The following is a 23,398-nucleotide window of genomic DNA, read 5'->3' on the forward strand; positions in this document are numbered from 1 at the left end:
TCAGGAACCCGGCGCGCTCGCGGCGTTCGCGGCCGCCGCCGTGGACGAAGCCGCCGAAGCCGCAACGGGCGCCGCCACGCTGCCCGTTTCGCGATCCATCTGCGTGGCGTCCCAGCCGCCGCCGAGCGACTTCACGAGTCCCACCGACGACACCATGCGCTGACCGCCGATACTCGCGAGCTTCTGCTGCGCGGTGAACGCCGTGGTTTGCGCGGTCAGCACGTTCTGGTAATCGATCGTGCCGGCCTTGTACTCGTTCGTGACGATCGCGAGCGCGTGCTGCGCGGAGTCCACGGCCTGCTGCTGCACCACGATTTCCTGCGCGAGGATGCGCTGCGAAGCGAGGTTGTCCTCCACGTCCTGGAACGCGGCCAGCACCGTCTGCCGATACGTGGCCACCTGCTGGTCGTAGGCGGCGCGCGCGGCTTCGGTCTGCGCGCGGCGCAAGCCCGCGTCGAAGACCGTCGCGGCCAGCGAAGGCCCGAGCGTCCAGAAACGCGACGGCATTTGCAGCAGTTGCGAGAACACCGAGCTTTCGAAGCCGCCGCTCGCGGAGAGATCGAGCGTGGGGAAGAACGCGGCGATGGCCACGCCAATCTGCTCGTTGGCCGAGGCGGCCTTGCGCTCGGCCGAGGCGATGTCCGGGCGGCGTTCGAGCAGCGCCGAAGGCATTGTGAGTGGCACCGTGGGCGGCGTGGCCGTGAGCGGCATGGGCGGAATCGAGAACATGGACGCGGGCTGGCCGACCAGCACCGCGATCGCGTGCTCGTCCTGGGCGCGCGCCACGCCGTTGTCGATCGACGAAGCCTGCGCCGACTGCAATTGCGTTTGCGCCTGGATCACGTCGGCGCGGCCCGCCACGCCTTGCGCGTACTGGTTCTGCGTGAGTTGCAGCGACTTCTGGTACGCGGCCACCGTGTCGTCGAGCAGCTTCTGCTGGGCGTCGAGCGAGCGCAGCGTGAAGTAGGTCTGCGCGAGCGTGGCTTGCGCCGAAAGGCGCGCGTTCGCAAGGTCGGCGGCGGCGCCCTGCTGGCTCGCCTCCTGCGAACTGACGGTGCGGCTCACCTTGCCCCAGAGGTCGGGTTCCCAGGTGGCGTCGAGGCCCAGATTGACGTTGTTCGAGATCGAGCCGCCCGCCGAGGAACTGGTCACGCTCGACACGCGCGACGGCGTGCGCGAACGCGTGCCCGAGAACGACGCGCTCACCACCGGGAAATACGCGGCGCGCGCCTCGCCGACCAGCGCGCGCGCCTGGCGGTACGCGGCGGCGTACTGCGCGACGGTCTGGTTGTTCGCGTTGAGCTGATCCATCAGCGTGTTGAGCTGCGGATCGTCGTAGATGAGCCACCATGCGCCGCGGTCGGCGCTGTCGGCCGGTTGCGCGACCTTCCAGCCTTCGGGTGCTTCCTTGTACGACGCGGGCACGGCGGCGGCCGGCCGATGATAGTCGGGACCGACGGCGCAGCCTGTGAGCTGGAACGTGAGCGCGGCGGCCGCGCACAGCAAGGCGAGCGTGGGCGCGCGGCGCGCCACGGACCCGGCGTGAGCGCTGCGGCGGGCGCCGGATTGGACAAAGCGGCAAGGCATGCAAGGATTCCTGTCGATGCGACCGGCGACCGATGCCTCGCGAAGCGCGCAGCGTGGTGCAGCGGTATCGGAGGCGCCGGCGCGCACGGGGTTGTCGCGTTGCGGCAATGGTAGCGCACGCGCCGCGCGCTGCGCGGAATCCGCAAGCTTACGCTTTGGAAGGGCGGGAAGGTGTGACGGAGCGCGGCGCGCGGGTTACGCGTCGTTACGGCGAGGGCGGCGCACGGGCAGCATGCGGCCGAGCGCCTCCGCGGTGCCGGTCTTGCCCACGGCGCGCAGCGCTCGTGTGGCAGCGGCCGCCGATCCTGCAGAAAGGGACGAGACCGCCGACGCAGCCGACGCGGACAATAGCGACACCGCAGCCGCCGCCGGGCGCGCCTGCGCCGAAGCCGTTGTTCCGCAGGCCGCGCGGCAGGCCGGTTGCGCCGCATCGCAAGCCTGGGAAGCCTGGGAAGTGGGCGCCGCATTCGCCGCGCTGGCTGCGCTAGCCTGGGCGGTTGGTGCCGGCAGCAGCGCCGGCGCCATTGATCCGGCCGTTGCCGCCGCCGCCGCCGCCTTTCTGGCGCGCCGGTTCTGCGCCCATACGATCGCCACCACGGCGAGCGAGCCGCCGGGCAGCGCGAACATCGCCGCATACAACGCGAACTTGCGCCAACGCGACGCGGCGCTGCCTTGCGTGAGCGCAAGACGGGCCGACTCGGTGACGGAGCGGCCGAGGCCGCCGAGCGCGTTGATCAGATAAAGCATGGCGCGAAGAACCGGAGCGAGGACGAAAAGTAAACGGAACAGTGTAGAAACGATTGCCTATCATAATATTGACTATGCAAGCAAACCTCAACATACTTTGCAGCGCATCAATCGATCTGTTGTTTTTTGGCTGCTAACGTGGGAGGCGCGCGGTTCAACGCAGAGGCGAGCCGGTTTTCTCTGCCTGAGCAGCGATCAGATCGCTATCGAGCGTCTATAATTCGACCGTTTTTTTGAGATGTATTGAGAGAGTGAGCGAGCTTTCATGAGCGACGGTCTTTTCGTCCCGGCGAAGTTCGGCGTCGAGCCGAGTCTCGGCTATTACCTGTCGACGGCGCGTAACGTGCTTGCCACGCGCATCGATCGCGCGGTGGCGCCGCTGGGCCTGACGTCGTCGCAAATCGGCATCATGCTGCTGCTGTGGTTCGAGCGCGCGCGCACGCCCAACGAGATGTCGCGCGTGCTGTCGTACGACACCGGCTCCATGACGCGCATGCTCGACCGGCTCGAGCGCAAGGGTTTTCTGGTGCGCCAGCGCAGCCAGTCGGACCGGCGCGTGGTCGAACTCGCGCTCACCGACCAGGGCCGCGACGCAGCGCAGCAACTGCCCGACCTGGTGGCGGCGGTGATGAGCGATCAGCTGCGCGGCTTCGCGCCCGAGGAAATCGCCACGCTGGTCGGCTTGTTGCAGCGGTTCATTGCCAACGACGCGTCGACGGTGCCGGTTTGCGGCGCCGCCGGCGGGCCGGAAGCACCGCCAGAGGGCCAGATCGATGATTAAACGCCACTAGACAGCCCGCACGCCCCGCGCCGGAGCAATCAGGCGCACGGGGCCGCAGTCTAATCATTTAACTGTCTGGGCAGAGAATGCACAGACATGAAACGTCAGCGCTGTTTTGCGCACTACATGCGTGCAACGGCAATGGATCGATCGCAACCGAAACAGAATCAGAAATCAGGGAACGCGAACATGGACGCCACCACCACAGTGCCCGCGCAGGCCGAACCCGCCCCGCTCTCCGGCGGCACGCTCGCGCTGCTCACCGTCGGACTCGCGCTCGGCACCTTCATGGAAGTGCTCGACACTTCCATCGCGAACGTGGCCGTACCGACCATCTCGGGCAACCTGGGCGTTGCCAATAGCGAAGGCACGTGGGTGATCTCGTCGTATTCGGTCGCCTCGGCCATCGCGGTGCCGCTCACGGGCTGGCTCGCACGCCGCGTGGGCGAAGTGCGGCTCTTCACGCTCTCCGTGCTGCTGTTCACGCTCGCCTCGGCGGCGTGCGGCTTCGCGAGCAACTTCGAAATGCTGATCGCCTTCCGGCTGATTCAGGGTCTCGTTTCCGGGCCGATGGTGCCGCTCTCGCAAACCATCCTCATGCGCTCGTATCCGCCCGAAAAACGCGGGCTCGCGCTCGGGCTCTGGGCGATGACGGTGATCGTCGCGCCGATCTTCGGCCCGGTGATGGGCGGCTGGATCACCGACAACTACACGTGGCCGTGGATCTTCTACATCAACGTGCCGATCGGGCTCTTTTCGGGCGTGTGCGCGTACCTGCTGCTGCGCGGCCGCGAAACGAAAACGACGAAGCAGCGCATCGACGCGGTGGGCCTCGCGCTGCTCGTGATCGGCGTGTCCTGCCTGCAGATGGTGCTCGACCTCGGCAAGGACCGCGACTGGTTCAATTCGACCTTCATCACGACGCTGGCGATCATCGCGGTGGTGTCGCTGGCGTTCATGCTGGTGTGGGAAGCCACGGAGAAGGAGCCCGTGGTCGATCTCTCGCTGTTTCGCGACCGCAATTTCGCGCTCGGGGCGCTGATCATCTCGTTCGGCTTCATGGCCTTTTTCGGCTCGGTCGTGATCTTTCCGCTCTGGCTGCAAACGGTGATGGGCTACACGGCCGGCATTGCCGGTCTCGCGACCGCGCCGGTCGGGCTGCTCGCGCTCGTGCTCTCGCCGCTGATCGGACGCAACATGCACCGGCTGGATTTGCGGATGGTGGCGAGTTTCGCGTTCATTGTGTTCGCGCTCGTGTCGATCTGGAATTCGACCTTCACGCTCGACGTGCCGTTCGGTCACGTGATCTTGCCGCGTCTCGTACAAGGTATCGGCGTGGCGTGCTTCTTCGTGCCAATGACGACGATCACGCTCTCCAGCGTGTCCGACGACCGGCTCGCGAGCGCCTCGGGGTTATCGAATTTCCTGCGCACGCTCTCGGGCGCGATCGGCACGGCGGCGAGCACGACGTTCTGGGAAGACGACGCGATCTATCACCACGCGGTGCTCTCGGAGTCGGTGAGCCAGTATTCGCAGGCGACGGTGGCGTACCGCGACGCGCTCACGAACCTCGGCTACACGGGCGCGAGTCTCACGGCCAAGCTCAACGACGTGGTCACGACGCAGGGCTACATGATGGCCACGAACGACTTCTTCCGGCTTTCGTGCGTGGTGTTCTGCGTGCTGGCCGTACTCGTGTGGATCACGAAGCCCAAAAAAGGCGCGGGACCGTCGATGGGGCATTGACGGTCCCGCAAGCGGCGCTTCGCGCGATGAGGCGAAGCGCTGGCCGTGGCGCAGCCTGGCGGAGCGATTCCGCTGCTGCTGCCACGGCAAAACCTGGCCGCAACCCAGCTGCAACTCAACTGCGACTTAGCTGCAACTTAGCCGCGACTCAGTTGCAACTCAGCGCACCGTGACGCCGTTCGTCTGGATCTCGACGCGGCGGTTTTTGGCGCGGCCTTCCGCCGTGGCGTTCGTGTCGACCGGCTTCGAGAAGCCGTAGCCGTGCATTTCGTACTGACCGGCGTGCAGGCCGCGCGACTGGAGGTAGTTGCGCACGGTTTGCGCGCGGCGCAGCGAGAGGCGGTCGTTATACGCCTTCGAACCCTTCGAGTCGGTGTGGCCGTCGATCGTGACCGTGCCGATGTTCACGCCGTCGCTTTCCGCGACGAAGCGATCGAGCGCCTGCTTGCCGGCGGGCAGCAGGTCCGACTTGTCGAACGCGAAGTTGGCGTCGGCGTTCAGCGTGATGTTGCGCGGCTGCGTGGAAGGCTGGGGTTGCGCGACGGGCTTCTCGGCCGGCGGCGGCGGTGCGGCTTGCGGCGTCTGGCAGATGAAGACGATCTCGCGCGGGTCGTTTTCCGGCTTGAAGCCCGCGGCGGCGAGGTCGGTGGACGAGACGCGCAGCGGCGTCTTGCTGCCGCAGACCTCATTGACCTTCTTCATGCAGGCCTTGGAGCTTTCGAGCAGGCCGAGACATTGCACGCGATACGCCTGCGTGCCGTTCGCCAGCGTGAGAACGTCGAGATTATGGAGGGGCCCCGATGCGGTGGTACAGCCAGCGGCGCCGACGATGAGCGCAGCCAGGGCACCGGCTGCGGGCAGAAGTCGCAGTTTCATTGTCGATTGATTTTGTAGATGAGGGTGAGCCGTTCGGCGCGGGCCGAAGCAGGCTCACGATACGTGCCCCCCATTTACTCGCTCAATCAGACGATGCTTAAATCGTCAATCGAATGGATTCGATCTCCGTCTTATCTCCCGCCATTTTCTTGCACAAAGGGCGCGCGAACTTGCGGCCGTCGGGGCCGTCACGCCGAGTGCGCACTCAGTGCGCGCTCGACGCCGGCGCGGCCACGGTCGCGCCGCTCATGCCCGTTTCGTCGTCGCCGGAAACCGCTTTGCCCTCGCCCTGAAGCGGTGCGTCGACGCCCGTGCGCACGTACTGCTTGAACGCGGCGCCCGCCGTCCACGGGTTCGGTTTGCAGCCGAGCGAACTGTCGCAGTGCGCGGCGAAGCCGATCGTCGCGGTGCCGTCGTTATTGGCCGTTTTGGTGATTTCGTAGGCGAGCAGACGCTTGCCGCCGCCGGGGCCGGACGTCTGGATCAGCGTGTCGGTGGCGGTCTGCACTTCGTACTTCGAATGATTGCGCACCCAGTCGCCGGCGCGCTGCCACCAGAGCGCGCACTCGCTCGCGTTCGAGCAGGTGAGCGGCGCCGTGGCGATCTGCATGACGTCGGGGTTGACCTGGCCGCGCGGCGCGCAGGCCACGGCCGTGGCGCACAGCAGGATCGCAAGAATTCGTTTCATCGCGTGGGTCCTCCAGAAAAAGCCGCTCTGTGCGGCTCGCGTGTGTTTCGCGATTGGATCGATTTGACGTTTCATGAAGCCCGATACCGGCGGATTCCGTGCCCGGCATGGCGTGCGAGCGTTTCCGCGCACGGGGAAGGCCACGCGGCGCCAACCCGTAGGACCTCGTTTGGACCACAACGTATCGTATCCGTTGCGAGCAAACGAGGTTCCCGGAGCGAGCGGTGCGCGGCGAGCGGTGCGCGGCAAGCGTCACGCCGACGGATGCCGGTCAGACGCTGAAGCGGTTGAGCGTATAAGCGCGGTAAGCGGCGACGAAGGCGTCGAACGAACCGACTTCGTCGCGTTCGAGTTGCGCCTGCTGGTCGAGCGATTCGCGCGCGAGCGTTTCGAAACGCGCGATGGTCGCGGCGTCGAGCGGCCGCGCGAGGAAATGCGCGGCGTGACGCTCGCTTTGCGCGAGGGCGAATTGCAGGAAGCTTTGCCGTTCGTCCTTCATCGTCTGCAGCACGCGCGCCGAAGGCGTGAGCGACGCGTCGGCGAGCTTCAGGCGCTGCGCCGCCACCGAGCGCGTGTGCTCGTCGGTGCCGCGCACGGCGTCGAGCGTCGCGGCCGCGTGGCCGATCTTCTCGAAAAGCTCGCCGGCCCAGTCGAGCATTGGCACATCCTGGCCGTCGTGCTTGAGCACGAGGCCCGGGCGGCGCCCTTCCTTCGTCACGAGGCCGAAGTTCTCGTTCGATTCGTTGTAGGCGTCGGCGGGCAGCAGCGGGCTTTCGTCGAGCGCGCACGCGAGCAGGTAGGCGTCGAGAAAGCGCGCGGTTTCGAGCGAGATGCCCGTGGGCTCGAACGGGTCAATGTCCATGCAGCGCACTTCCACGTACTGCACGCCGCGCGCGGCGAGCGCATGCAGCGGCCGCTCGCCCGGATGCGTGACGCGTTTCGGGCGAATGGTCGAATAGAACTCGTTCTCGATCTGCAGTACGTTGGTGTTGATCTGCACCCACTCGCCGTCGCGGTGCGTGCCAATTGCCTCGTACGGCGGATACGGCTGGCTCACGGCCTGCGCGAGCGCTTCGAGGTAACCGGGCAGCGTGTCGTAATCCGCGCGCAACGCCGACTGGCCCGTGGTGTTCGAGTAGCCGAGGTCGCTCATGCGCAGGCTCGTGGCGTACGGCAGATAGAGCGTCTCGGCGTCGAAGGCTTCGAGCTTGTGCTCGCGGCCGCGCAGGAAGCGCGCGTCGAGCGCGGGCGACGCGCCGAACAGGTACATCAGCAGCCAGCTCGTGCGGCGGAAATTGCGGATCAGCGCGAGATAGCGCTCCGACTGATAGTCGGTGAGCGTGGCCGTGGACTGATGATGCGCGTGCAGCGCGCGCCACACTTCGTCGTCGAGCGAATAGTTGTAGTGAATGCCGGCGATGCACTGCATCGTGCGCCCGTAACGCAGCGCGAGACCCATGCGATACACGTACTTGAGACGGCCGATGTTCGAGTCGCCGTAACGCGCGATGGGAATGCCGTCGTCGGTCGCGGGCAACAGGCCCGGCATCGATTCGTTCCAGAGCATTTCACCGTTGCGCGCGAGCACGGCGTAGACGTAGCGATGCAGTTCGTCGAGCTTCTCGAGCGTGATGGACGCGTCGCTTTCCGCCGACGTGATGATCTCGATCAACGCTTCCGAATAGTCGGTGGTGAGCGACGGATGCGTGAGCGCCGAACCGAGCGCCGTTGCATGCGGCGACATCGCGAGACGGCCGTCGCGCGTCACGCGCAGGCTCTCTTTTTCAATGCCGCGCAATCCGCGCGCGAGCGCGCCGCGAGAAGGCCCGTCGCCCAGCACGGAAAGGCGCTGTGCGAGAACGTCGTTCGTGCGTGTAGTAGTCGTGTCTGACATTGAGGCTGGTCGGGCTCTGGCCGGCGGGCGCGGTGCTGCGCGGGGCCGCCGGCGGGGATTTTTTTCGGTAGCGGGCACTTTAACATCTCGCCGGAAGACCTGCTTGAGGCCGCTTCGGCGCGGATTTCGGGCGCCGCCGAGGTGCCGTTTCAGGCGCCTTCGGCGTGCCGTTTTCCTGCCGATTCAAGGCGTTGGCGTCGCGTTCGTGTTCCGCTCGCGCTCCGTTCGTGCCCGGTTCCCGCCGGGTTTCCCCGCGCTTTTCCCAACCTGCTTTTCTCTGTCGATAGCGCGTGTTTCAAGGCAGCGCGCTCACGGTTCAGGCCACCGTGCGGCCAACCTCGCGGCGCGCCTTCAGCCGCCGCGCGCCGCGCCCGCGCGATCGGCGATCTCGTTCCACAAGTGCATGGCCGCATACGCGCGAAACGGCTGCCAGGTGTCGGTGCGCGCGCGCTGCTGGGTCGGGCGCACGAGCGCCGGGTCGCGCGCCACGATGGCCTGCATCAGCACGAGATCGGTCGCGGGCCACGCGTTGGGGTCGCGCCACGCGCGCATCGCCACGTATTCCACCGTCCATGGACCGATGCCGGGCAGCGCGAGCAACGCGGCGCGCATCGCGTCGAGATCGTCCTTCTGGACGGCGCTGGCTGCGCGTACGTCGGTTCGTCCGCTGCGGCGTTGCGCGCGCGGCTGGCCCGCGTCCACGGCGGCGTGGCTGCGCTCGATCGTGACGGCGCCGCTCGCGACGGCCTGCGCGAAGCCCTGCAAGGCCGCGACGCGCTTGCCCGGCATGCCGATGCCCGCGAGATCGGCGGCGGCGAGCGCGGCGGGCGTGGGGAAGCGCCAGGCCGTGAGCGCATGCGGATGCGACTCGATGCGCTCGCCCACGCGCGTGACGAGCCGCCCGACGATGGTGGTGGCCGCCTTCACGCTCACCTGCTGCCCGACGATCGCGCGCACCACGAGTTCGAAGCCCGACCACGCGCCGGGCACGCGCAGACCCGGCGCGGCCTCGACGAGCGGCGCGAGCCACGGGTCGGTGGCGAGCTGCGCGGCGACGGCGGCGGGATCGGTTTGCAGATCGAACATGCGCGAGAGCGGCGCGGCGAGCGCGTGGGCGTGAGCGCTCACGGGTCCGTCGATCTCGACCACGAGGCAACGCTTGCGCGCATGACGGCGCACGGCGAGCGTGCCGCTCGCGCCCGCGAACTCGATGGCGCGCAGCCACGCGTCGTCTTCCACCGCTTCGACGCCCGGGATGGCGCGGCCGCGAAAGAACCGCAACACGCGCGGCCAGTCGTAGGGCGCGCGAAACGGCAGTTCGAGCGTGGCGTGCTGGCTTGCTGGCCGAATTTCAGTCGGGACATCGGCTTGTACGCTGGTTTGTACGTCGGCTGGGGTATCGGCCTGTGCGGCGGTAGCGCTCAAACGGTGGTCTCCGGGGTGTCGCTGCGGTTGCGCCGAAGGTGGCGTCCGTCGGTATGCGCGTCGTGCGCGTTCGCGGCGGGCTGGATCTCGCCCGCGCGCGCTTCGGCGTCGAGCAGCGCGGCCTTGCGCGTGAGCCCCCAGCGATAGCCGGCGAGCGAGCCGCCCTTTTGCACGACGCGATGGCACGGGATCGCGAGCGCCACCGGATTCGACGCGCACGCGCTCGCCACGGCACGCACCGCGCGCGGCGCGCCCAGCGCTTCGGCGAGCTGCGAGTAGCTGCGCGTTTCGCCGTAGGGAATGCGCTGGAGCGCGTCCCAGACGCGTTGCTGGAACGCCGTGGGCGCGACGTCGAGCGGCAGGTCGAAGCGCTCGCGGCGGCCATGCAGATAGGCGTCGATCTGGGCGACGAACGGCGCGACGGCCTGCTCGTCCTCCACGCATTGCGCGTTGGCGAAATCGGACTTGAGCGCGCCGATCAAGGCTTCGACGTCGTCGTCGAACGCAATGCGGCAGATGCCTTTGTCCGTCGATGCGATCAGCACGCGGCCGAGCGGCGTGGGCGCGCAGCCGTAGCGGATCGTGAGGCCCGCCCCTTTACGCCGATACGCGGACGGCGCCATGCCGAGTTCGCCCGGCACGCTGTGATAGAGCCGCGACGAGGAACCGAAACCGGCGTCGGCGCTGGCGCGCGTGACGTCGGTGCCCTCGCCCAGCGCGTTGCGCAGCACGGCGCCGCGGCGCGCGGCCTGGTATTGACGCGGCGACACCCCGAGCACGCGCTTGAACAGGCGTTGCAAATGGAACGGGCTCAGGTGCACGGCGTCGCTCAATTGCGCGAGCGTGAGGCGTTGCTGCGGATCGGCGTCGAGCGCCGCGCAGGCGCGCTGCACGATCTCGAGCTCGCGCGGCAGGCCGCCGGGGCGGCAGCGTTTGCATTCGCGATACCCGGCGGCGCGTGCGCCGTCGGCATCGGCGAAAAACTCGATGTTCTCGCGCAGCGGCAGACGCGACGCGCACGACGGGCGGCAGAACACGCCGGTCGTGCGCACGGCGTAGAAAAAGGCGCCGTCGGCGCTCACGTCGCGCGAAGCGACGGCGCGCCAGCGTTCGGCGTCGCTCGACCACGCGGTGCTTGCCCCGCGTTCGGCGCGCGCGGGCTTCGTGGGTTTCGTGGGTTGGGTGGCGCTCATCTCGTCACTCCTCGAAAAGCCGGTTGGGATGGCTTCACTGTAGCCGCGCACGCCGAACGCAGCGCGCCGGATCTTGCGCTGTCATTTTGCCCTCCGGTTCGCGTGTTTTCGCCAGCCTTCGTCTCGCGGTTGCGCTGCATTGGCTGTCATTCGGACGCTGCGGCGGCGGTTTCGCGGCCTTCGGTGAATCCCGAATGGCGCGATGGGCCGCGTCGTGCGACAAAATGCCCAACTATCGGGTTTTCCCTTAAAAAGTTGTTGCGTCGCGTCAGGCGGCTGTGTATAGTGGTTCTTGTCTCCTCCATGTCTCCTCCTGATATGGATTAAGCCCGCTCACAGCAGCGGGCTTTTTTTCGTCCAGCGTTTGTGGCAGGCGTTGCCCGTTTTCGGCTTTTTGCCTTCGCCCGCCCGCCGCGCCGCGTCTATTTTCCCCTGCTTCATTCATTCGTGCCGAAGCGCTCCGTCAAGGCGAGTCGGCGCGCGCCGTTGCGTGCCCTCATCGCCTGTCGATGTCGATGCCGATGTCGCGTGTCAATGCCGATAGCCGCGCGCCGCGCACGAGTTCACCATGCAAGGCGTGCCAATGCAAAACGGAGGCGTCATGCGTATCCCGATTCGCGAAATCGACCATGTGGTCATCCGCGCCGCCGATCCGGCCGCGCTCACGCGTTTTTATTGCGACGTGATCGGCTGCACGCTCGAGCGCGAACAGCGCGACATCGGCCTCGTGCAGCTGCGCGCGGGGCGTTCGCTCATCGACATCATCGGTGCGGGCGGCAAGCTCGATCGCGACGCCGGCATGGCCACGGGCACGGGCCGCAACATGGATCACCTGTGTCTGCGCGTGGAGCCGTTCGACGCCGCGGCGCTCAGCGCGCATCTCGCGCGGCACGGCGCGCGTCCCGGCGAGGTGGTCGAGCGCTACGGCGCGGAAGGACTCGGGCCGTCGCTCTATTGTTTCGACCCGGAGGGCAACATGGTGGAGCTGAAAGGACCGCCGCGCACGTGAATCGTCCGCGCGAGGCGCATCCTTCGAAAAGACGGTCAAACGCCCATCAGGCGCCGTTCAGGCACGCTGCGAGCGCCATCAAACGTTCTCGGGCGCCTTCAGCACGCTCCACTCGACAGCCACCGGCTCCGCGTTCGACGAGCCGATCCACGCCTCGCCGTCCTGCACCGTGCATTGCAGGCGCATGGTGCGTTCGGCGATCTTGCCCAGCGCCTCGGCCACCTCTTCGCCCAGCGACCACACGGTCACGTTGCGAAGGCGCTCGACCTTGCTGCGCACGCCTTGCCACCAGATGTCCGACGTGCGGCCGCCGTACGCGATCACGATGACGTCGTTGGCGCGCCCGCTCGCCTTGGCGATGCGGCGCTCGTCGGGCTGGCCCACTTCGATCCACGTTTCGATCGCGCCGGTGTAGTCCTTGCGCCAGAGATCGGGTTCGTCGACGTCGGAGAGGCCTTTGCAGAATTCGAGGCGATCGCTCGCGAACAACGCGAACGCCGCGATGCGGACCATCATGCGGTCGTCGGTTTCGGACGGATGACGCGCGATCGTGAGCGCATGGTCGGCGTAATAATGCCGGTCCATGTCCGCGATCTGCAATTCCGCTTTGTAGATGGTCGATTTGAGGGCCATGCCGGTTCCCGGGCGCGCAAAAGCCGCACATGATAGCGAAGATTCGAGCAATCGACGTGCCGATGCGGGCACGCGAGCGCCTCCGCAAAACGAATCGACGTGAATCCGACGCAACTCGACGCGAACCGACGCAACGCGGACGCGTTTCGAGCGATGAACGGGAAGGATCGGGCGGAAAGATGACGGCGGTTTGAAAATCGATCACACAGCGTTCACCCGGCGCGCGGCGCCGGGTGGCGATCAATTTCGCGCGAGAGGCAGGCGTTACTGCTTGATGAAGCGGTCGTTGGTCCAGAGACCTTGCTCGTCGGCGTTGGCGGCGTTCACGAATTCGATGTCGTGGCCGACCACCTGGACCACGCGGAACGACTGGCCTTCCGGCGTGGAAAGGCACTGGAAGCCCGAGAAGTATTCCTGCATCTGCTGATGCTCGCCGGCCTGCTCGTGCGAGGCCACGGCGTCGAGCTTGTCCTTCGAGAGGCAACCGTAGGAGCCGGGCTTGAGCTGCACCGTTTGCTGCGGTTTGACGACGTCGTCCTGCGCTTGCGCGGCAACCGCGCACGTGACACTGGCGGCCGCAAAAACCAGCGCTGCCGGCGCGAATCGCATTTTCATGGTTTGCCTCCTGCGGATTTTATTCAGGTTAGCTATGTATTTAACTTTGACGCCAAACCCGCGTCTTTAAACATAGAAGAGCGGATAAGGACTGCAAGACAATCTTGTGTGCGAGCGCAATAGCCGCGTGCCTTGGGCACTTCGCGAGGCGTACGTTGGTGACGGGAATTCGCGAAAACCAGGTTGATTTCCGCTAATCCGAAGTCATGAATCGCCTTGAGTGGATTGCCTGCCAAGGATCGAAATCGTACTGCCGATACAGCGCGAATGGATTTAAACCGCTTAATACAAACCATGACGCGCCGCATATAAAGTCGTGCGCCCACGCACGCCTTCTCCAAGCCCGGAACGTGCCGGTCACCGAAGAAAAACGATGCCAGCGCGCGAATGAGCATCGGATTCCCGAACACGAAAATCGCCCTTGCGCGCCGGAAAATTTCATGGATAACTCGGGCTTCGCAAAAAGACTCTGGAGACTTCCATGACCCTCGCTCACTGGCTGCCGTTCGCGATCGCGTCGGCGATACTGGTTGCCATTCCCGGCCCCACGGTGCTGCTCGTCGTTTCGTATGCGCTCGGCCATGGCCGCCGCTATGCGCTCGCCACGACGGCCGGCGTCGCGCTCGGCGATTTCACGGCCATGACCGCGTCGATGCTCGGCCTTGGCGTGATCCTCGCGGCTTCGGCCACGCTGTTTTCCCTGCTCAAATGGGTCGGTGCCGCGTACCTGATCTATCTGGGCGTGAAGCTCTGGCGCGCGCCCGTGGGCGTGGCCGAAGCCGCCGACACCTCCGAAACGCGCACGGGCCGCATCTTCGCGCACGCCTACGCCGTCACGGCGCTCAACCCGAAGAGCATCATTTTCTTCGTCGCGTTCGTGCCGCAGTTCATCGACCCGCACGTGGCCGCCACCTCGCAGATCGTCGTGTTCGAAGCGACCTTCCTCGTGCTCGCGACGCTCAACGCCTTCGGTTACGCGCTGCTCGCCGCGGCAGCGCGCAAGGCGGTGCGCAGCCCGCGCGTGCAGCGCGCGATCAATCGCACGGGCGGCACGCTGCTGATCGGCGCGGGCTTGTTCGCGGCAGCGTGGAAAAAGGCGGCGGCCTGAGCCGCGAGCGGCGCTACACGTCGCGAGCCGCCTTGCCGATCGAACCGCGGGCTTCGCGCGCCGTCGATTACAGGCGGTGCGCACTTCCAAGGTTTTCCAGGTGTTATCCAGTACTTATCCTGGTGTGAGCGGCGAGTTATCCCAGGCGTTATCCCCATGACGTTGCCCGCGGCATTCGCGCGCCATTTTTCCGGTTCGATCGATTGTCGATCGGGCACGTCCGCTGCTGTGGCTCGCTGTGACGGTTGGCGAACATTGTTATTGCGGTTCAGTGTGCGCCATATGGGCAAACTGTCGCGCCGCGACTACAATGCAATGGCAAACCGCTTGACAACCAGGAGGTTATCGTGACCGAACACGTAATACTGGGTGCGTTTCTGGTGATCCCCCTTGTGCTTGTCGTCTTCCTTTTCTCCGACGAGATCATCGAGGAACACAGACAGCGCGTGCACGATCAAGCGGACACGGCACATCACATTGACTGGCGTCATCCGTTGCGCAGCATTCTGCATCACTGAACCGCACGCTTTCTCGACGCGTTTCGATGGCACGGGCGGCACGAATTACCTGCCGCCCGACTTCCCGCGGTCCGTTCGGACCCGCCTGAACGCGGTCTTTTTCATCTCACCCAGGCGCCGCGCCACTTTGCGGCTGTATTACGTGGATTACGCCGCGTAATCCGTCGTTACCACTTGCAGCACCTGTATCGCGGAGAAACGCCGACAATCCTTCACATGTTTTCAAAGTTCTCAAGGAGAACGACATGCGAAAGATAGCGGCCGTATTGGTGCTGGCAGGATGCGCGGTGGCGGCCGGTCCCGCAAGCGCGCACGATCATGGCGGCGACGTGGTGGGCGCGCTCGTGGGCGGGGCGTTGATCGGCGCCGCCGTGGGCGCGATTGTCAACAGCGGACCGGTGGTGGCCGTGCCCGCGCAACCGGTTTATGCGCAACCCGCGCCGGTGTATGCGCAGCCCGCTTACGCGGCCGCGCCGGCGGGTGCGTGCTACGACCAGTATTCGGGCCGCTACGTGGCGTGCGGCGCGCCGCCGCCCCCGCCGCCGCAATACGACGACGGCTACATGCAGCGGCCGGGCTATGCGCAGCCCGTGTACGCGCAGCCGGGCGGCGGCTGGTAAGCCGCTCCAGGGCGTGTCAGGCGCGATCGAGCGCGCCGGTTCTCACGGACCGGCGCGCTTCGTTTTTACACACTGCGCTTTTTACGCCGCGCGGTTTAAAAGCAGGCAAGCAAGTCGGTGCAGCGTGGACGATTGCGCCGCTCAACCCGTTTGTTCGACCGGCGTGACGCGCAGATTGAGCCGTTGCGTGAGCCGCACCACGCCGATTTCCACTTCGCGGTCGATGCGCGAAAAGTCGAGCAGCCTTTGCACCGCGTCGATGCCGTCCACGCTCACGCCGTCGATCGTCACGATGGTGTCGTCCACGCGCAGGCCGCCCAGCGCGGCCGGACTGCCTTTGACGATTTCCATCACGCGCACGCCGCTCGTCGAAGCGAGATCGAAATAACGCTGTACCTTGCGCGCGATCGGCACCGTGGTTCCCGCCATGCCGATATAGGCGCGCCGCACGCGCCCATGCGCGAACAGCTGCGTGATGACCCATTTCGCGCTGTCGATGGCGGTGGCGAAGCAGATCGCCTGCGCGCCCGGAATGATGGCCGTGTTCACGCCGATCACCTGACCCGCCGAATTGACGAGCGGGCCGCCCGAATTGCCGGGATTGAGCGCCGCATCGGTTTGAATCACGTCGTAGATCATGCGGCCCGACGTCGAGCGCAACGAGCGACCGAGCGCCGACACCACGCCGGTGGTGACCGTCTGCGCGAGCCCCAGCGGGCTCCCGACGGCAATGGCGATCTGCCCGACGCGCAAGCTCGCCGAATCGCCGAGCTGCGCATGCGGCAGCGTTTCCGTCGCCCCGATGCGCAACACCGCGAGGTCGGTGCTCGGGTCGTCGCCCACGAGATCGGCCGCGTACGTCGAGCCGTCCGCGAGCGTCACGCGCAGGTCGGTCGCGCCGTGCACGACGTGGCTGTTGGTCAGCAGATAGCCGTCGGGCGTGAAGAGGAAACCCGAGCCGCTGCCGCCGCGCGCGCCGCCTTGCGCTTGCGGCGTCGCGCGGCGTTCCACGGCGATATGCGCGACGGATTGTTGAACGCGTTCGAGCGCGCCAATGACGGTGCGGGAATAGGCGTCGAGGACGGCGTCGTCGTCGATGCCGCTGCGCTGGGTCGCGCTGCCGGGCGTTGCGCGAGCCAGATCGTCGATAAAAGAGGGTCGATTGCCCACGATCCGAATCTCCAGAAAAAGTGGGCAGTACATGCAGGGACGGCGCGCGCTTTTTCAAGTGCGCGCGCGGCGCGGCTTGCGGCGCTGGCGGCAGCTAATCAGGGCGTGAACGCTTCGCGGGCGACTGGCGTCTGCGCAAAGAAAGAAGCCCGCTTGCGCGGGCGAATCCATGCTCGGGTGACATGGCGAGGTTAGACGTAGCGGGTTGGCGCGATCCGCCGCGAAGGCGTACGGGCACGAATGCGTAAATGGCGAATCGCGTTCAGGCGGCGATCGCTTCGACCGCGTCGGCGGCAATGGTGGCTTGAATGGCTTCCAGTTCCAGCATGAGTTTGTCGATCGTGCGGAACTGCAGCGGAGAAACCTGCGGAGCGTCGAGCAGCGCGGAAAGGCGCGCGTACCAGTAATCGAATGAAAACACCGTCGGCGCGATGCCGTTGGACAAAGACGGTGCTACGGCGCGCGTGATGTGCGCGATCTCTGCTTCGATAAAGGTCATGCTCGCCCCCGGATGCGATGGTCCAATCTATCGTTGTACGAACGTATGGCGCCACTTTAGTGGCATGTCGCACAGTGCAATAGCTATCACATCGGATAGGGGCGGATTACCCGCATCGGCCTAAAGTTTTTAAAGCTTTCGAATGGCTTGTCGCAACGCGTTTGTCACGGTGCGCTTATTACGGCCACCTGAATTACGGTAACCTTAATGTCGCCAGCCGCCGTGACCGCCGTAATAGCCGCCGACACCCACACCAATATCCACGGACGGCGCGGCGTAATAACCGGGCGCGTAACCGTAGCCGTAAGCCGGCGCGGGCGCGTACGCGTAAGGCGGCGCGACCACACAGCCGGACAGGCCGGCGCCGACCGCGAGCAGGGTGATTGCACTAATGATTGCTTTCATCGTCGTTCTCCTATTCGCTCATTATTGGCGTCTCGCGCGCGTTTGAGCGTTTGCAATCGCAACGATGTGTGTCGGTTAATTACAGCAAGCGGCATTTAATTTCGCGCCGTTTTGCGCCCGTTTCGTGCCCGTTTCGTGCCGTCTGGCGCGTGAATTTCGCGTGACATCGCGGGCCGTTTTACGGGAGGCTTTGCAGCAAAGAAAAATTAGTTTGGATTGCGAATTAATGATGATTGCATGGCGTGTGGCGCGCCATGCGTCGTGTTATTTGCCGATACAAAACCGGCTGAAAATCACGCCGAGCAAATCGTCGGACGTGAACTCGCCGGTGATCGAATTGAGCGCTTCCTGCGCGAGTCGCAACTCTTCCGCGAAGAGGTCGAGCACCTGCGCTTCCTGATCCGCGTGCGCCGCCGCCGTGGCGAGATGCTCGCGCGCCGCGCGCAACGCGATCAGATGCCGCTCGCGCGCGAGATAGACGCTTTGCGCGTCCGCCTGCCAGCCCGCGATGCGCAACAGTTCCGCGCGCAGCAGGCTCACGCCGTCGCCTTGTTTCGCCGAGAGACGCAGTTCGCACACTTCGCGGCCGTCGGCGGCCAGGCGCTTCGTGACGGCCGGCGCGACGGCAGTGAGGTCGGTTTTGTTGAGCACGCGCACGACGGGCACGCCGGCGGGAAAGCGCGCGGCGATCGTGTCGTCGTCGGCGGTCATGCCGTCGCGCGCGTCGAGCAGATGCAGCACGACGTCGGCGCGCCCGATTTCGTTCCACGTGCGCTCGATGCCGATCTTCTCCACTTCGTCTTCGGTCTCGCGCAGGCCCGCCGTATCGATGATATGCAGCGGAATGCCTTCGATCTGGATCGTCTGCGAAATCTTGTCGCGCGTGGTGCCGGCCACGGGCGTGACGATCGCGAGCTCGGCGCCCGCGAGCGCGTTGAGCAACGACGACTTGCCCACGTTCGGCTGCCCCGCGAGCACGACCGCGAGGCCTTCGCGCAGGAGCGCGCCCTGACGCGCCTCGGCGAGCACGTGGTCGAGCTGGGCGCGAATGTGCGTGAGCTTGCCGCGCGCGTCGGCAGCTTCGAGAAAGTCGATCTCTTCCTCGGGGAAATCGAGCGTCGCCTCCACGAGCATGCGCAGCGTCACGACGTCGTCCACGAGCGCGTGGATGTCGCGCGAAAACGCGCCGTCGAGCGAGCGGCCCGCCGAGCGCGCGGCGGCCTCGGTGCTGGCCTCGATGAGGTCGGCCACGGCCTCGGCCTGGGCCAGATCGAGCTTGTCGTTCAAGAACGCGCGGCGCGTGAATTCGCCCGGTTCGGCGAGCCGCAAGCCGAAGGCACGACCGGCTTCCACGCAACGTTGCAGCACGAGCTGCAGCACGATCGGGCCGCCGTGGCCTTGCAGCTCGAGCACGTGCTCGCCGGTGTACGAATGCGGCGCCGGAAACGAGAGGGCGATGCCGCGGTCGAGCACGGTGCCGCTCGCGTCGAGGAACGGCACGTAGCTCGCGTGCCGCGCGGCGAGCAACTGGCCCGTGAGCGCCTGCATCAGCGCTTCGGTGAGCGCCGCGCCGGCGCGCCCGGCCGACACGCGCACGACACCGATCCCGCCGCGTCCGGGCGCAGTGGCAATGGCGACGATGGGATCGGAGTCGGTGGCGAGCATGGCGAAAGCGGGTCGTGGAGCAGGGAAGGGCACGCCGCGGGAGCCGCAATCGCGGTCGAGGCGGCGCAAGCGGAAAGCGGCACGTGGCGCGTGACCGCCGTCGAGCGATAGGGGCAACGGCTCGCAGCGGACGAAAAGCAGCGCCCGGAAGCGACGCATTGTATCGCGACGCATGCGTGACGCCTGACGAGGGCGCAAGTCAAGCTTTCGCGTTTTATCTTGATTTGGCTAAGATTGATCTTATGACGTTCTGTCAGATTTCGGAGGCCGCCACGGCCAGAAAGGGCTTCAGCACGGGGCTCGTGGCGCATTTGCACTGCCTGCGACAGAAATCATAAGATGATTAACTTTGGGCGAATTATCACTTATATGGGCTAAATATAGCCTAAGTGGTTGTCTTCTTCGCCGATCTCGGGTTGCACAATCTGGCCCATGCCGACTCCCGAAGAAAAAGCCGCGTTTGCCGAACGTCTCAAGTTCGCGATGAAGCGCGCGCCAGAAAAACTGCGTGGCAGCACCGACCTGTCCAATCAATTCAATTTGCGGCATCACGGCGAGCAGCCGGTGTCGCCGCAAACCGCGCACAAGTGGTTGAGCGGGCGCACCATCCCGACGCACGACAAGCTGGAGACGCTGGCCAGATGGTTCGGCGTGGATGTGCACTGGCTGCACTACGGCCCGCCGCCGGGCAACGTCACCGCCGCGGTGCCGAGGCCGCGCAAGCTCGACGAGAAGTATCCGCTTTCCGAGGAGTCGCTGGAGCTGGCCTCGAAGATCGAGTCCTTGAGCGCGCATCATCGTTATCTGGTGCAGGAACTCATCGCCCAGTTTTACGGCGACGCCGACACGGACTGAGGCGCTCGCGCCCGCGGCATCGGTGGAAAACAGCCGCGCAAAACGAAAAAGCCGTCCGATTTTCACCGGACGGCTTTTTTTGTGCCTTGATGGCGCCTTGGGCGGCGCCGTATCCAGAAGCGCGCCGATCGTGAAAACCGGCGCGGCCCCACAACTCAGGACACGACTTCCTTCTTCTTGCCCTTGCCCATCATGCGCGTGATGTAGTACTGCTGCGCGATCGAGAGCACGTTGTTCACGACGTAGTACAGCACGAGACCCGCCGGGAAGAAGAAGAACATGACCGAGAACGCGATCGGCATGAACATCATCATCTTGGCCTGGACGGGGTCCGGCGGCGTCGGGTTCAGACGCGTCTGCAGGAACATCGAGACGGCCATCAGCACCGGCAGGATGAAGAACGGATCCTGCTGCGACAGATCGTGAATCCACAGAATCCACGGCGCGCCGCGCATTTCCACCGAGGAGAGCAGCACCCAGTACAGCGAGATGAACACCGGAATCTGGATCACCACCGGCAGACAGCCGCCGAACGGATTCACCTTCTCGGTCTTGTACAGCTCCATCAGCGCCGCGTTCATCTTCTGCGGGTCGCTCTTGAAGCGCTCGCGCAACGCCTGCATGCGCGGCGTGATTTCCTTCATGCGCGCCATCGACTTGTAGCTGGCGGCGGAGAGCGGGAAGAACACGGCCTTGATGAGCAGCGTGAGCAGCACGATCGCCCAGCCCCAGTTGCCCACGTAGCTGTGGATCTTCTCGAGCAGCCAGAACAGCGGCTTGGCGATGATCGTCACCCAGCCGTAGTCCTTCACGAGTTCGAGACCCGGCGCGATGCCTTCGAGCATGCGCTCTTCTTCCGGACCCGCGAAGAGGCGCGCCTGCACGTTGTCGGTCGCACCCGGCGCGATCGTGCCGAGCGGCTGCTTGACGCCCACGCGATACAGCGAGTTGTCGAACTTCTCGACGTAGATGTCACGCTTCGCGCCTTGCTGCGGAATCCACGCGGTCGCGAAGTAGTGCTGCACCATCGCGATCCAGCCGTTGTCCGCCTGGTTCACGAAATCGGCCTTGTTCTTGTCGATGTCGCTGAACGAGATCTTCTGGAAGTGATGCTGTTCCGAGTAGACCGCCGGCCCGATGAAGGTGTGCGAGAAGCGCGGCGTTTCGACCGGCTGGCTGTCGCGCACGAGTTCCATGTAGAGCGTGGGCGACACCGGCGTGCTGCCGACGTTCTGCACCTTCGTGTCCACGCCGATCACGTAGCTGCCCTTCGTGAACGTGTAGGTCTTGGTGACCTTCACGCCGCCCTTCACCGGCGAGTCGAAGCTCATCTGGAACGAGTTGGCGTCGCCCGTGAGTTCGTGCGCGCCCGGCTGGGCCGTGAACACGTCGTTGTGATTCGGGAAGTCGCCGCCGAGCAGGCCCGTGCGCGCGAGGTACGTGTGGTCGTTCGTGTGATCGAACAGCGTGATGTACTGGTTCGGCTGCTTGCCTTCGCCTTCCTTCACGAGCGAAAGCTTCACGAGCGTACCGCCGCGCGTGTCGATCAAACCGTCGTAGACGTCGGTGTGGAACGGCACGAGCTGTGCGGCGGCCGCGGCCGGCTGGGCGGTGTTCGTCGGCGCCTGGCCCGCGGCGGCGGCCGGCAGGTCGGACGCGCCGTTAGCGGCGCTGGCGGGCGCGGCGCCGCTGGCGGCGGTTTGCGTCTGCGTTTGCGTCGCGCTCGGGAAGAACATCGACTGACGTCCATGGTCGCGCTGCCAGTTGTCGTACAGCAGGACAGCTGACATGAAGAAGATGACCCATAGGACGGTGCGTTTGATATCCATGCGTTGTCTCAGTGTCGATGGAGTGGCGCCTCAGCGCTTTTTCGGTGATGCAGACGGAACAGGCGGAACGAGATCGATGCCGCCCGCCGAAAACGGATGGCAGCGACACAACCGCCGCGCGGCGAGGTAAGTCCCACGCGCGGCGCCATGATACTGGATTGCCTCGCGTGCGTAGTCCGAACAGGAAGGATAAAAACGGCAGCGGTTGCCGAGCAGGGGACTCACGGCAAGCTTGTAGAAACGCAGAACTGCGATCAGGACCGTTTGCATGGCGTTGCGGCCCGACTGCGCCGCGCTCGAAGACGAACGTCGTGCCGCTTGCGCGGCGGATGCGTGGATCAGACCGGACTCCCGCGACGCCTTCATGACGCGCGCGAGGGACCGGTCTGCGTTGCGCCGGATTCCGGCGGCAGGGCTTGCGCGGCGTCTTGCCGCACTGGCGCCGGGGCCGCACTCGCCGCAGCGGACGAAGCCGGCGCGGCGCGGCGCGCGACCTCGCGCACGGCTTTCTCGAAGAGCGACTCGATTTCGGACCGGCAGAGCGCCTTGAGCCCCGGCGACGACGCGCCGGGCAGCGCCTTGCGGTCGAATTTCGTGTGCAGGCGCAGCAGCAGGTCGAAACCTTCGAACTGCGCCCGGCGCACGCGAAACGCCTCGCGGGCGATCCGTCGCACCAGATTGCGCGTGACGGCGCGCGGCGCGAACTTCTTGCCGATCACGAGCCCGAGCCGTGCCTCGTTGCCGGTTTCCCGGCCGTACACGACGAAATGCGCGGACCGGCGCCAGGGGCGCAAACGAAAAACGGATGAGAACTCATCCGTTTTCAGTAGCCTTGCGGCCTTCGGAAAAGCGGCTTGCGTTCGCGACGGCATGACGTCGGACTCGATCGCCCTGTTCGTCTCGTTCGCGATCCGGCCGCTACCGGTGATCTCGCTGATAGCGACGCTGCCCGACTTAGACGGCGAGGCGCTTGCGACCCTTCGCACGGCGTGCGTTGATCACTTTGCGGCCACCAGCGGTCTTCATGCGCACGCGGAAACCGTGGGTACGCTTACGACGGGTAACGGAAGGTTGGAAAGTACGTTTCATGTTGCTCTCACTCGTTGAATTTGACCGCGGCGAGCATCGCGGAAAAAAGCAATGGCCGGTGGTACAAGGGATTCGGTTTTGACGGAACCCGCTATTTAATCCGGTTTTTCTTTGGCCGTCAATAGTTTAGGGCATCGAAGCGTTCACGAAGGCTTCGCCACGCGCTCCCGAACGGTGCGTCACGGGGTGATGGGGAGCCGTACAAGCCGAACGTCCGTGCTTTGATCCGTCCCTGTGGATAACTCCCAGGACGGCGGGAATCGGCGGTAGAATCTCGCCTATCCCAAGAATCCTGCATGCCGCTCTGGCCCGCCTGCTTGCCGCAAAACCCTTGCCGCGCGGGCGTCCGGAGCATTTGGCGTCGCCTCGTCAGGGCCTCGTCGCCATGTGGCGACAGTGCGAAGTGCGCGCCGAACGTATGCAAACAAAACGACCACAGCAATTCG

Annotated in this window: 24 protein-coding genes; 7 read left to right on the plus strand and 17 right to left on the minus strand. The window is 65.6% G+C overall.

What is annotated here, in order from left to right; genetic code table 11:
- Window positions 1-1,587, minus strand: a complete 1,587-nt coding sequence (locus FAZ98_RS14200) for an efflux transporter outer membrane subunit (protein ID WP_158951784.1) — start codon at window positions 1,585-1,587, stop codon at window positions 1-3.
- 195 nt (window positions 1,588-1,782) lie between these two features.
- Window positions 1,783-2,334 (minus strand): hypothetical protein, encoded by a 552-nt coding sequence (locus tag FAZ98_RS35380; RefSeq protein ID WP_199272273.1) that lies wholly within the window; start codon window positions 2,332-2,334, stop codon window positions 1,783-1,785.
- A gap of 265 nt (window positions 2,335-2,599) precedes the next feature.
- Here FAZ98_RS35380 and FAZ98_RS14210 point away from each other — a divergent pair, with 265 nt between their 5' ends.
- Together FAZ98_RS14210 and FAZ98_RS14215 are read left to right on the plus strand one after the other, a co-directional pair.
- Entirely contained in the window at window positions 2,600-3,115 is a 516-nt protein-coding gene (locus tag FAZ98_RS14210) for a MarR family winged helix-turn-helix transcriptional regulator (protein WP_158951785.1), read from the plus strand.
- A gap of 189 nt (window positions 3,116-3,304) precedes the next feature.
- Window positions 3,305-4,861, plus strand: coding sequence for a DHA2 family efflux MFS transporter permease subunit (locus FAZ98_RS14215; RefSeq protein ID WP_158951786.1), 1,557 nt, complete (start codon window positions 3,305-3,307; stop codon window positions 4,859-4,861).
- Window positions 4,862-5,020: 159 nt separating this feature from the next.
- On the opposite strand, the gene FAZ98_RS14220 is transcribed toward FAZ98_RS14215, so the two are convergent.
- The 5 genes from FAZ98_RS14220 to ada form a co-directional block, all read right to left on the minus strand.
- Window positions 5,021-5,737, minus strand: a complete 717-nt coding sequence (locus tag FAZ98_RS14220) for an OmpA family protein (RefSeq protein WP_158951787.1) — start codon at window positions 5,735-5,737, stop codon at window positions 5,021-5,023.
- A gap of 205 nt (window positions 5,738-5,942) precedes the next feature.
- Window positions 5,943-6,425, minus strand: a complete 483-nt coding sequence (locus tag FAZ98_RS14225) for a hypothetical protein (protein ID WP_233272624.1) — start codon at window positions 6,423-6,425, stop codon at window positions 5,943-5,945.
- 271 nt (window positions 6,426-6,696) lie between these two features.
- Window positions 6,697-8,319 (minus strand): glutamate--cysteine ligase, encoded by a 1,623-nt coding sequence (gene gshA, locus FAZ98_RS14230; RefSeq protein WP_158951788.1) that lies wholly within the window; start codon window positions 8,317-8,319, stop codon window positions 6,697-6,699.
- A 351-nt stretch (window positions 8,320-8,670) separates the two neighbouring features.
- Entirely contained in the window at window positions 8,671-9,669 is a 999-nt protein-coding gene (locus FAZ98_RS14235; protein WP_158951996.1) for a DNA-3-methyladenine glycosylase family protein, read from the minus strand.
- A 71-nt stretch (window positions 9,670-9,740) separates the two neighbouring features.
- Window positions 9,741-10,937, minus strand: coding sequence for a bifunctional DNA-binding transcriptional regulator/O6-methylguanine-DNA methyltransferase Ada (gene ada, locus FAZ98_RS14240; protein WP_158951789.1), 1,197 nt, complete (start codon window positions 10,935-10,937; stop codon window positions 9,741-9,743).
- 601 nt (window positions 10,938-11,538) lie between these two features.
- Here ada and FAZ98_RS14245 point away from each other — a divergent pair.
- Window positions 11,539-11,946 carry a VOC family protein gene (locus tag FAZ98_RS14245; RefSeq protein WP_158951790.1) on the plus strand — a complete coding sequence of 136 codons (408 nt, stop codon included), beginning with the start codon at window positions 11,539-11,541 and terminating at the stop codon, window positions 11,944-11,946.
- A gap of 78 nt (window positions 11,947-12,024) precedes the next feature.
- On the opposite strand, the gene FAZ98_RS14250 is transcribed toward FAZ98_RS14245, so the two are convergent.
- Window positions 12,025-12,579, minus strand: a complete 555-nt coding sequence (locus FAZ98_RS14250; RefSeq protein WP_158951791.1) for a YaeQ family protein — start codon at window positions 12,577-12,579, stop codon at window positions 12,025-12,027.
- Between the two features lie 264 nt (window positions 12,580-12,843).
- Window positions 12,844-13,188 (minus strand): surface attachment protein Sap1, encoded by a 345-nt coding sequence (sap1, locus tag FAZ98_RS14255; RefSeq protein ID WP_407672065.1) that lies wholly within the window; start codon window positions 13,186-13,188, stop codon window positions 12,844-12,846.
- A 487-nt stretch (window positions 13,189-13,675) separates the two neighbouring features.
- Here sap1 and FAZ98_RS14260 point away from each other — a divergent pair, with 487 nt between their 5' ends.
- The 3 genes from FAZ98_RS14260 to FAZ98_RS14265 all read left to right on the plus strand — a co-directional run bounded on the left by FAZ98_RS14260 (window position 13,676) and on the right by FAZ98_RS14265 (window position 15,440).
- Window positions 13,676-14,302: a LysE family translocator gene (locus FAZ98_RS14260; RefSeq protein ID WP_158951793.1), complete on the plus strand. Its 627-nt coding sequence runs from the start codon at window positions 13,676-13,678 to the stop codon at window positions 14,300-14,302.
- A gap of 347 nt (window positions 14,303-14,649) precedes the next feature.
- Complete coding sequence (locus tag FAZ98_RS35385) at window positions 14,650-14,820, plus strand: hypothetical protein (protein WP_199272274.1); 171 nt, start codon at window positions 14,650-14,652, stop codon at window positions 14,818-14,820.
- Between the two features lie 245 nt (window positions 14,821-15,065).
- Complete coding sequence (locus tag FAZ98_RS14265) at window positions 15,066-15,440, plus strand: ecotin precursor (protein ID WP_158951794.1); 375 nt, start codon at window positions 15,066-15,068, stop codon at window positions 15,438-15,440.
- 141 nt (window positions 15,441-15,581) lie between these two features.
- Here the strand turns inward: FAZ98_RS14265 and FAZ98_RS14270 are convergent, their stop codons facing one another.
- The 4 genes from FAZ98_RS14270 to mnmE form a co-directional block, all read right to left on the minus strand.
- A complete protein-coding gene (locus FAZ98_RS14270) occupies window positions 15,582-16,610 on the minus strand; it encodes a S1C family serine protease (protein ID WP_158951795.1) in 1,029 nt (342 codons plus the stop codon).
- Between the two features lie 262 nt (window positions 16,611-16,872).
- Entirely contained in the window at window positions 16,873-17,109 is a 237-nt protein-coding gene (locus FAZ98_RS14275) for a hypothetical protein (protein ID WP_158951796.1), read from the minus strand.
- 204 nt (window positions 17,110-17,313) lie between these two features.
- Window positions 17,314-17,514, minus strand: coding sequence for a hypothetical protein (locus FAZ98_RS14280; RefSeq protein ID WP_158951797.1), 201 nt, complete (start codon window positions 17,512-17,514; stop codon window positions 17,314-17,316).
- A 264-nt stretch (window positions 17,515-17,778) separates the two neighbouring features.
- Window positions 17,779-19,179 (minus strand): tRNA uridine-5-carboxymethylaminomethyl(34) synthesis GTPase MnmE, encoded by a 1,401-nt coding sequence (mnmE, locus tag FAZ98_RS14285; protein ID WP_158951798.1) that lies wholly within the window; start codon window positions 19,177-19,179, stop codon window positions 17,779-17,781.
- Window positions 19,180-19,611: 432 nt separating this feature from the next.
- Between mnmE and FAZ98_RS14290 the strand changes: the two genes are divergently transcribed.
- Complete coding sequence (locus FAZ98_RS14290) at window positions 19,612-20,034, plus strand: transcriptional regulator (protein WP_158951799.1); 423 nt, start codon at window positions 19,612-19,614, stop codon at window positions 20,032-20,034.
- Window positions 20,035-20,189: 155 nt separating this feature from the next.
- Here FAZ98_RS14290 and yidC read toward each other — a convergent pair whose 3' ends face one another.
- The 4 genes from yidC to rpmH all read right to left on the minus strand — a co-directional run bounded on the left by yidC (window position 20,190) and on the right by rpmH (window position 22,952).
- Window positions 20,190-21,863 carry a membrane protein insertase YidC gene (gene yidC, locus FAZ98_RS14295; protein WP_158951800.1) on the minus strand — a complete coding sequence of 558 codons (1,674 nt, stop codon included), beginning with the start codon at window positions 21,861-21,863 and terminating at the stop codon, window positions 20,190-20,192.
- Window positions 21,864-21,893: 30 nt separating this feature from the next.
- Window positions 21,894-22,133 (minus strand): membrane protein insertion efficiency factor YidD, encoded by a 240-nt coding sequence (gene yidD, locus FAZ98_RS14300; RefSeq protein WP_158951997.1) that lies wholly within the window; start codon window positions 22,131-22,133, stop codon window positions 21,894-21,896.
- Between the two features lie 92 nt (window positions 22,134-22,225).
- Complete coding sequence (rnpA, locus tag FAZ98_RS14305) at window positions 22,226-22,735, minus strand: ribonuclease P protein component (RefSeq protein WP_158951801.1); 510 nt, start codon at window positions 22,733-22,735, stop codon at window positions 22,226-22,228.
- Window positions 22,736-22,817: 82 nt separating this feature from the next.
- On the minus strand, window positions 22,818-22,952 hold the full coding sequence (gene rpmH / locus FAZ98_RS14310) for a 50S ribosomal protein L34 (RefSeq protein WP_026120950.1): 135 nt from the start codon (window positions 22,950-22,952) through the stop codon (window positions 22,818-22,820).
- Window positions 22,953-23,398: the final 446 nt, after the last annotated feature.

Source organism: Paraburkholderia acidisoli, from assembly GCF_009789675.1.
Classification (GTDB): domain Bacteria; phylum Pseudomonadota; class Gammaproteobacteria; order Burkholderiales; family Burkholderiaceae; genus Paraburkholderia; species Paraburkholderia acidisoli.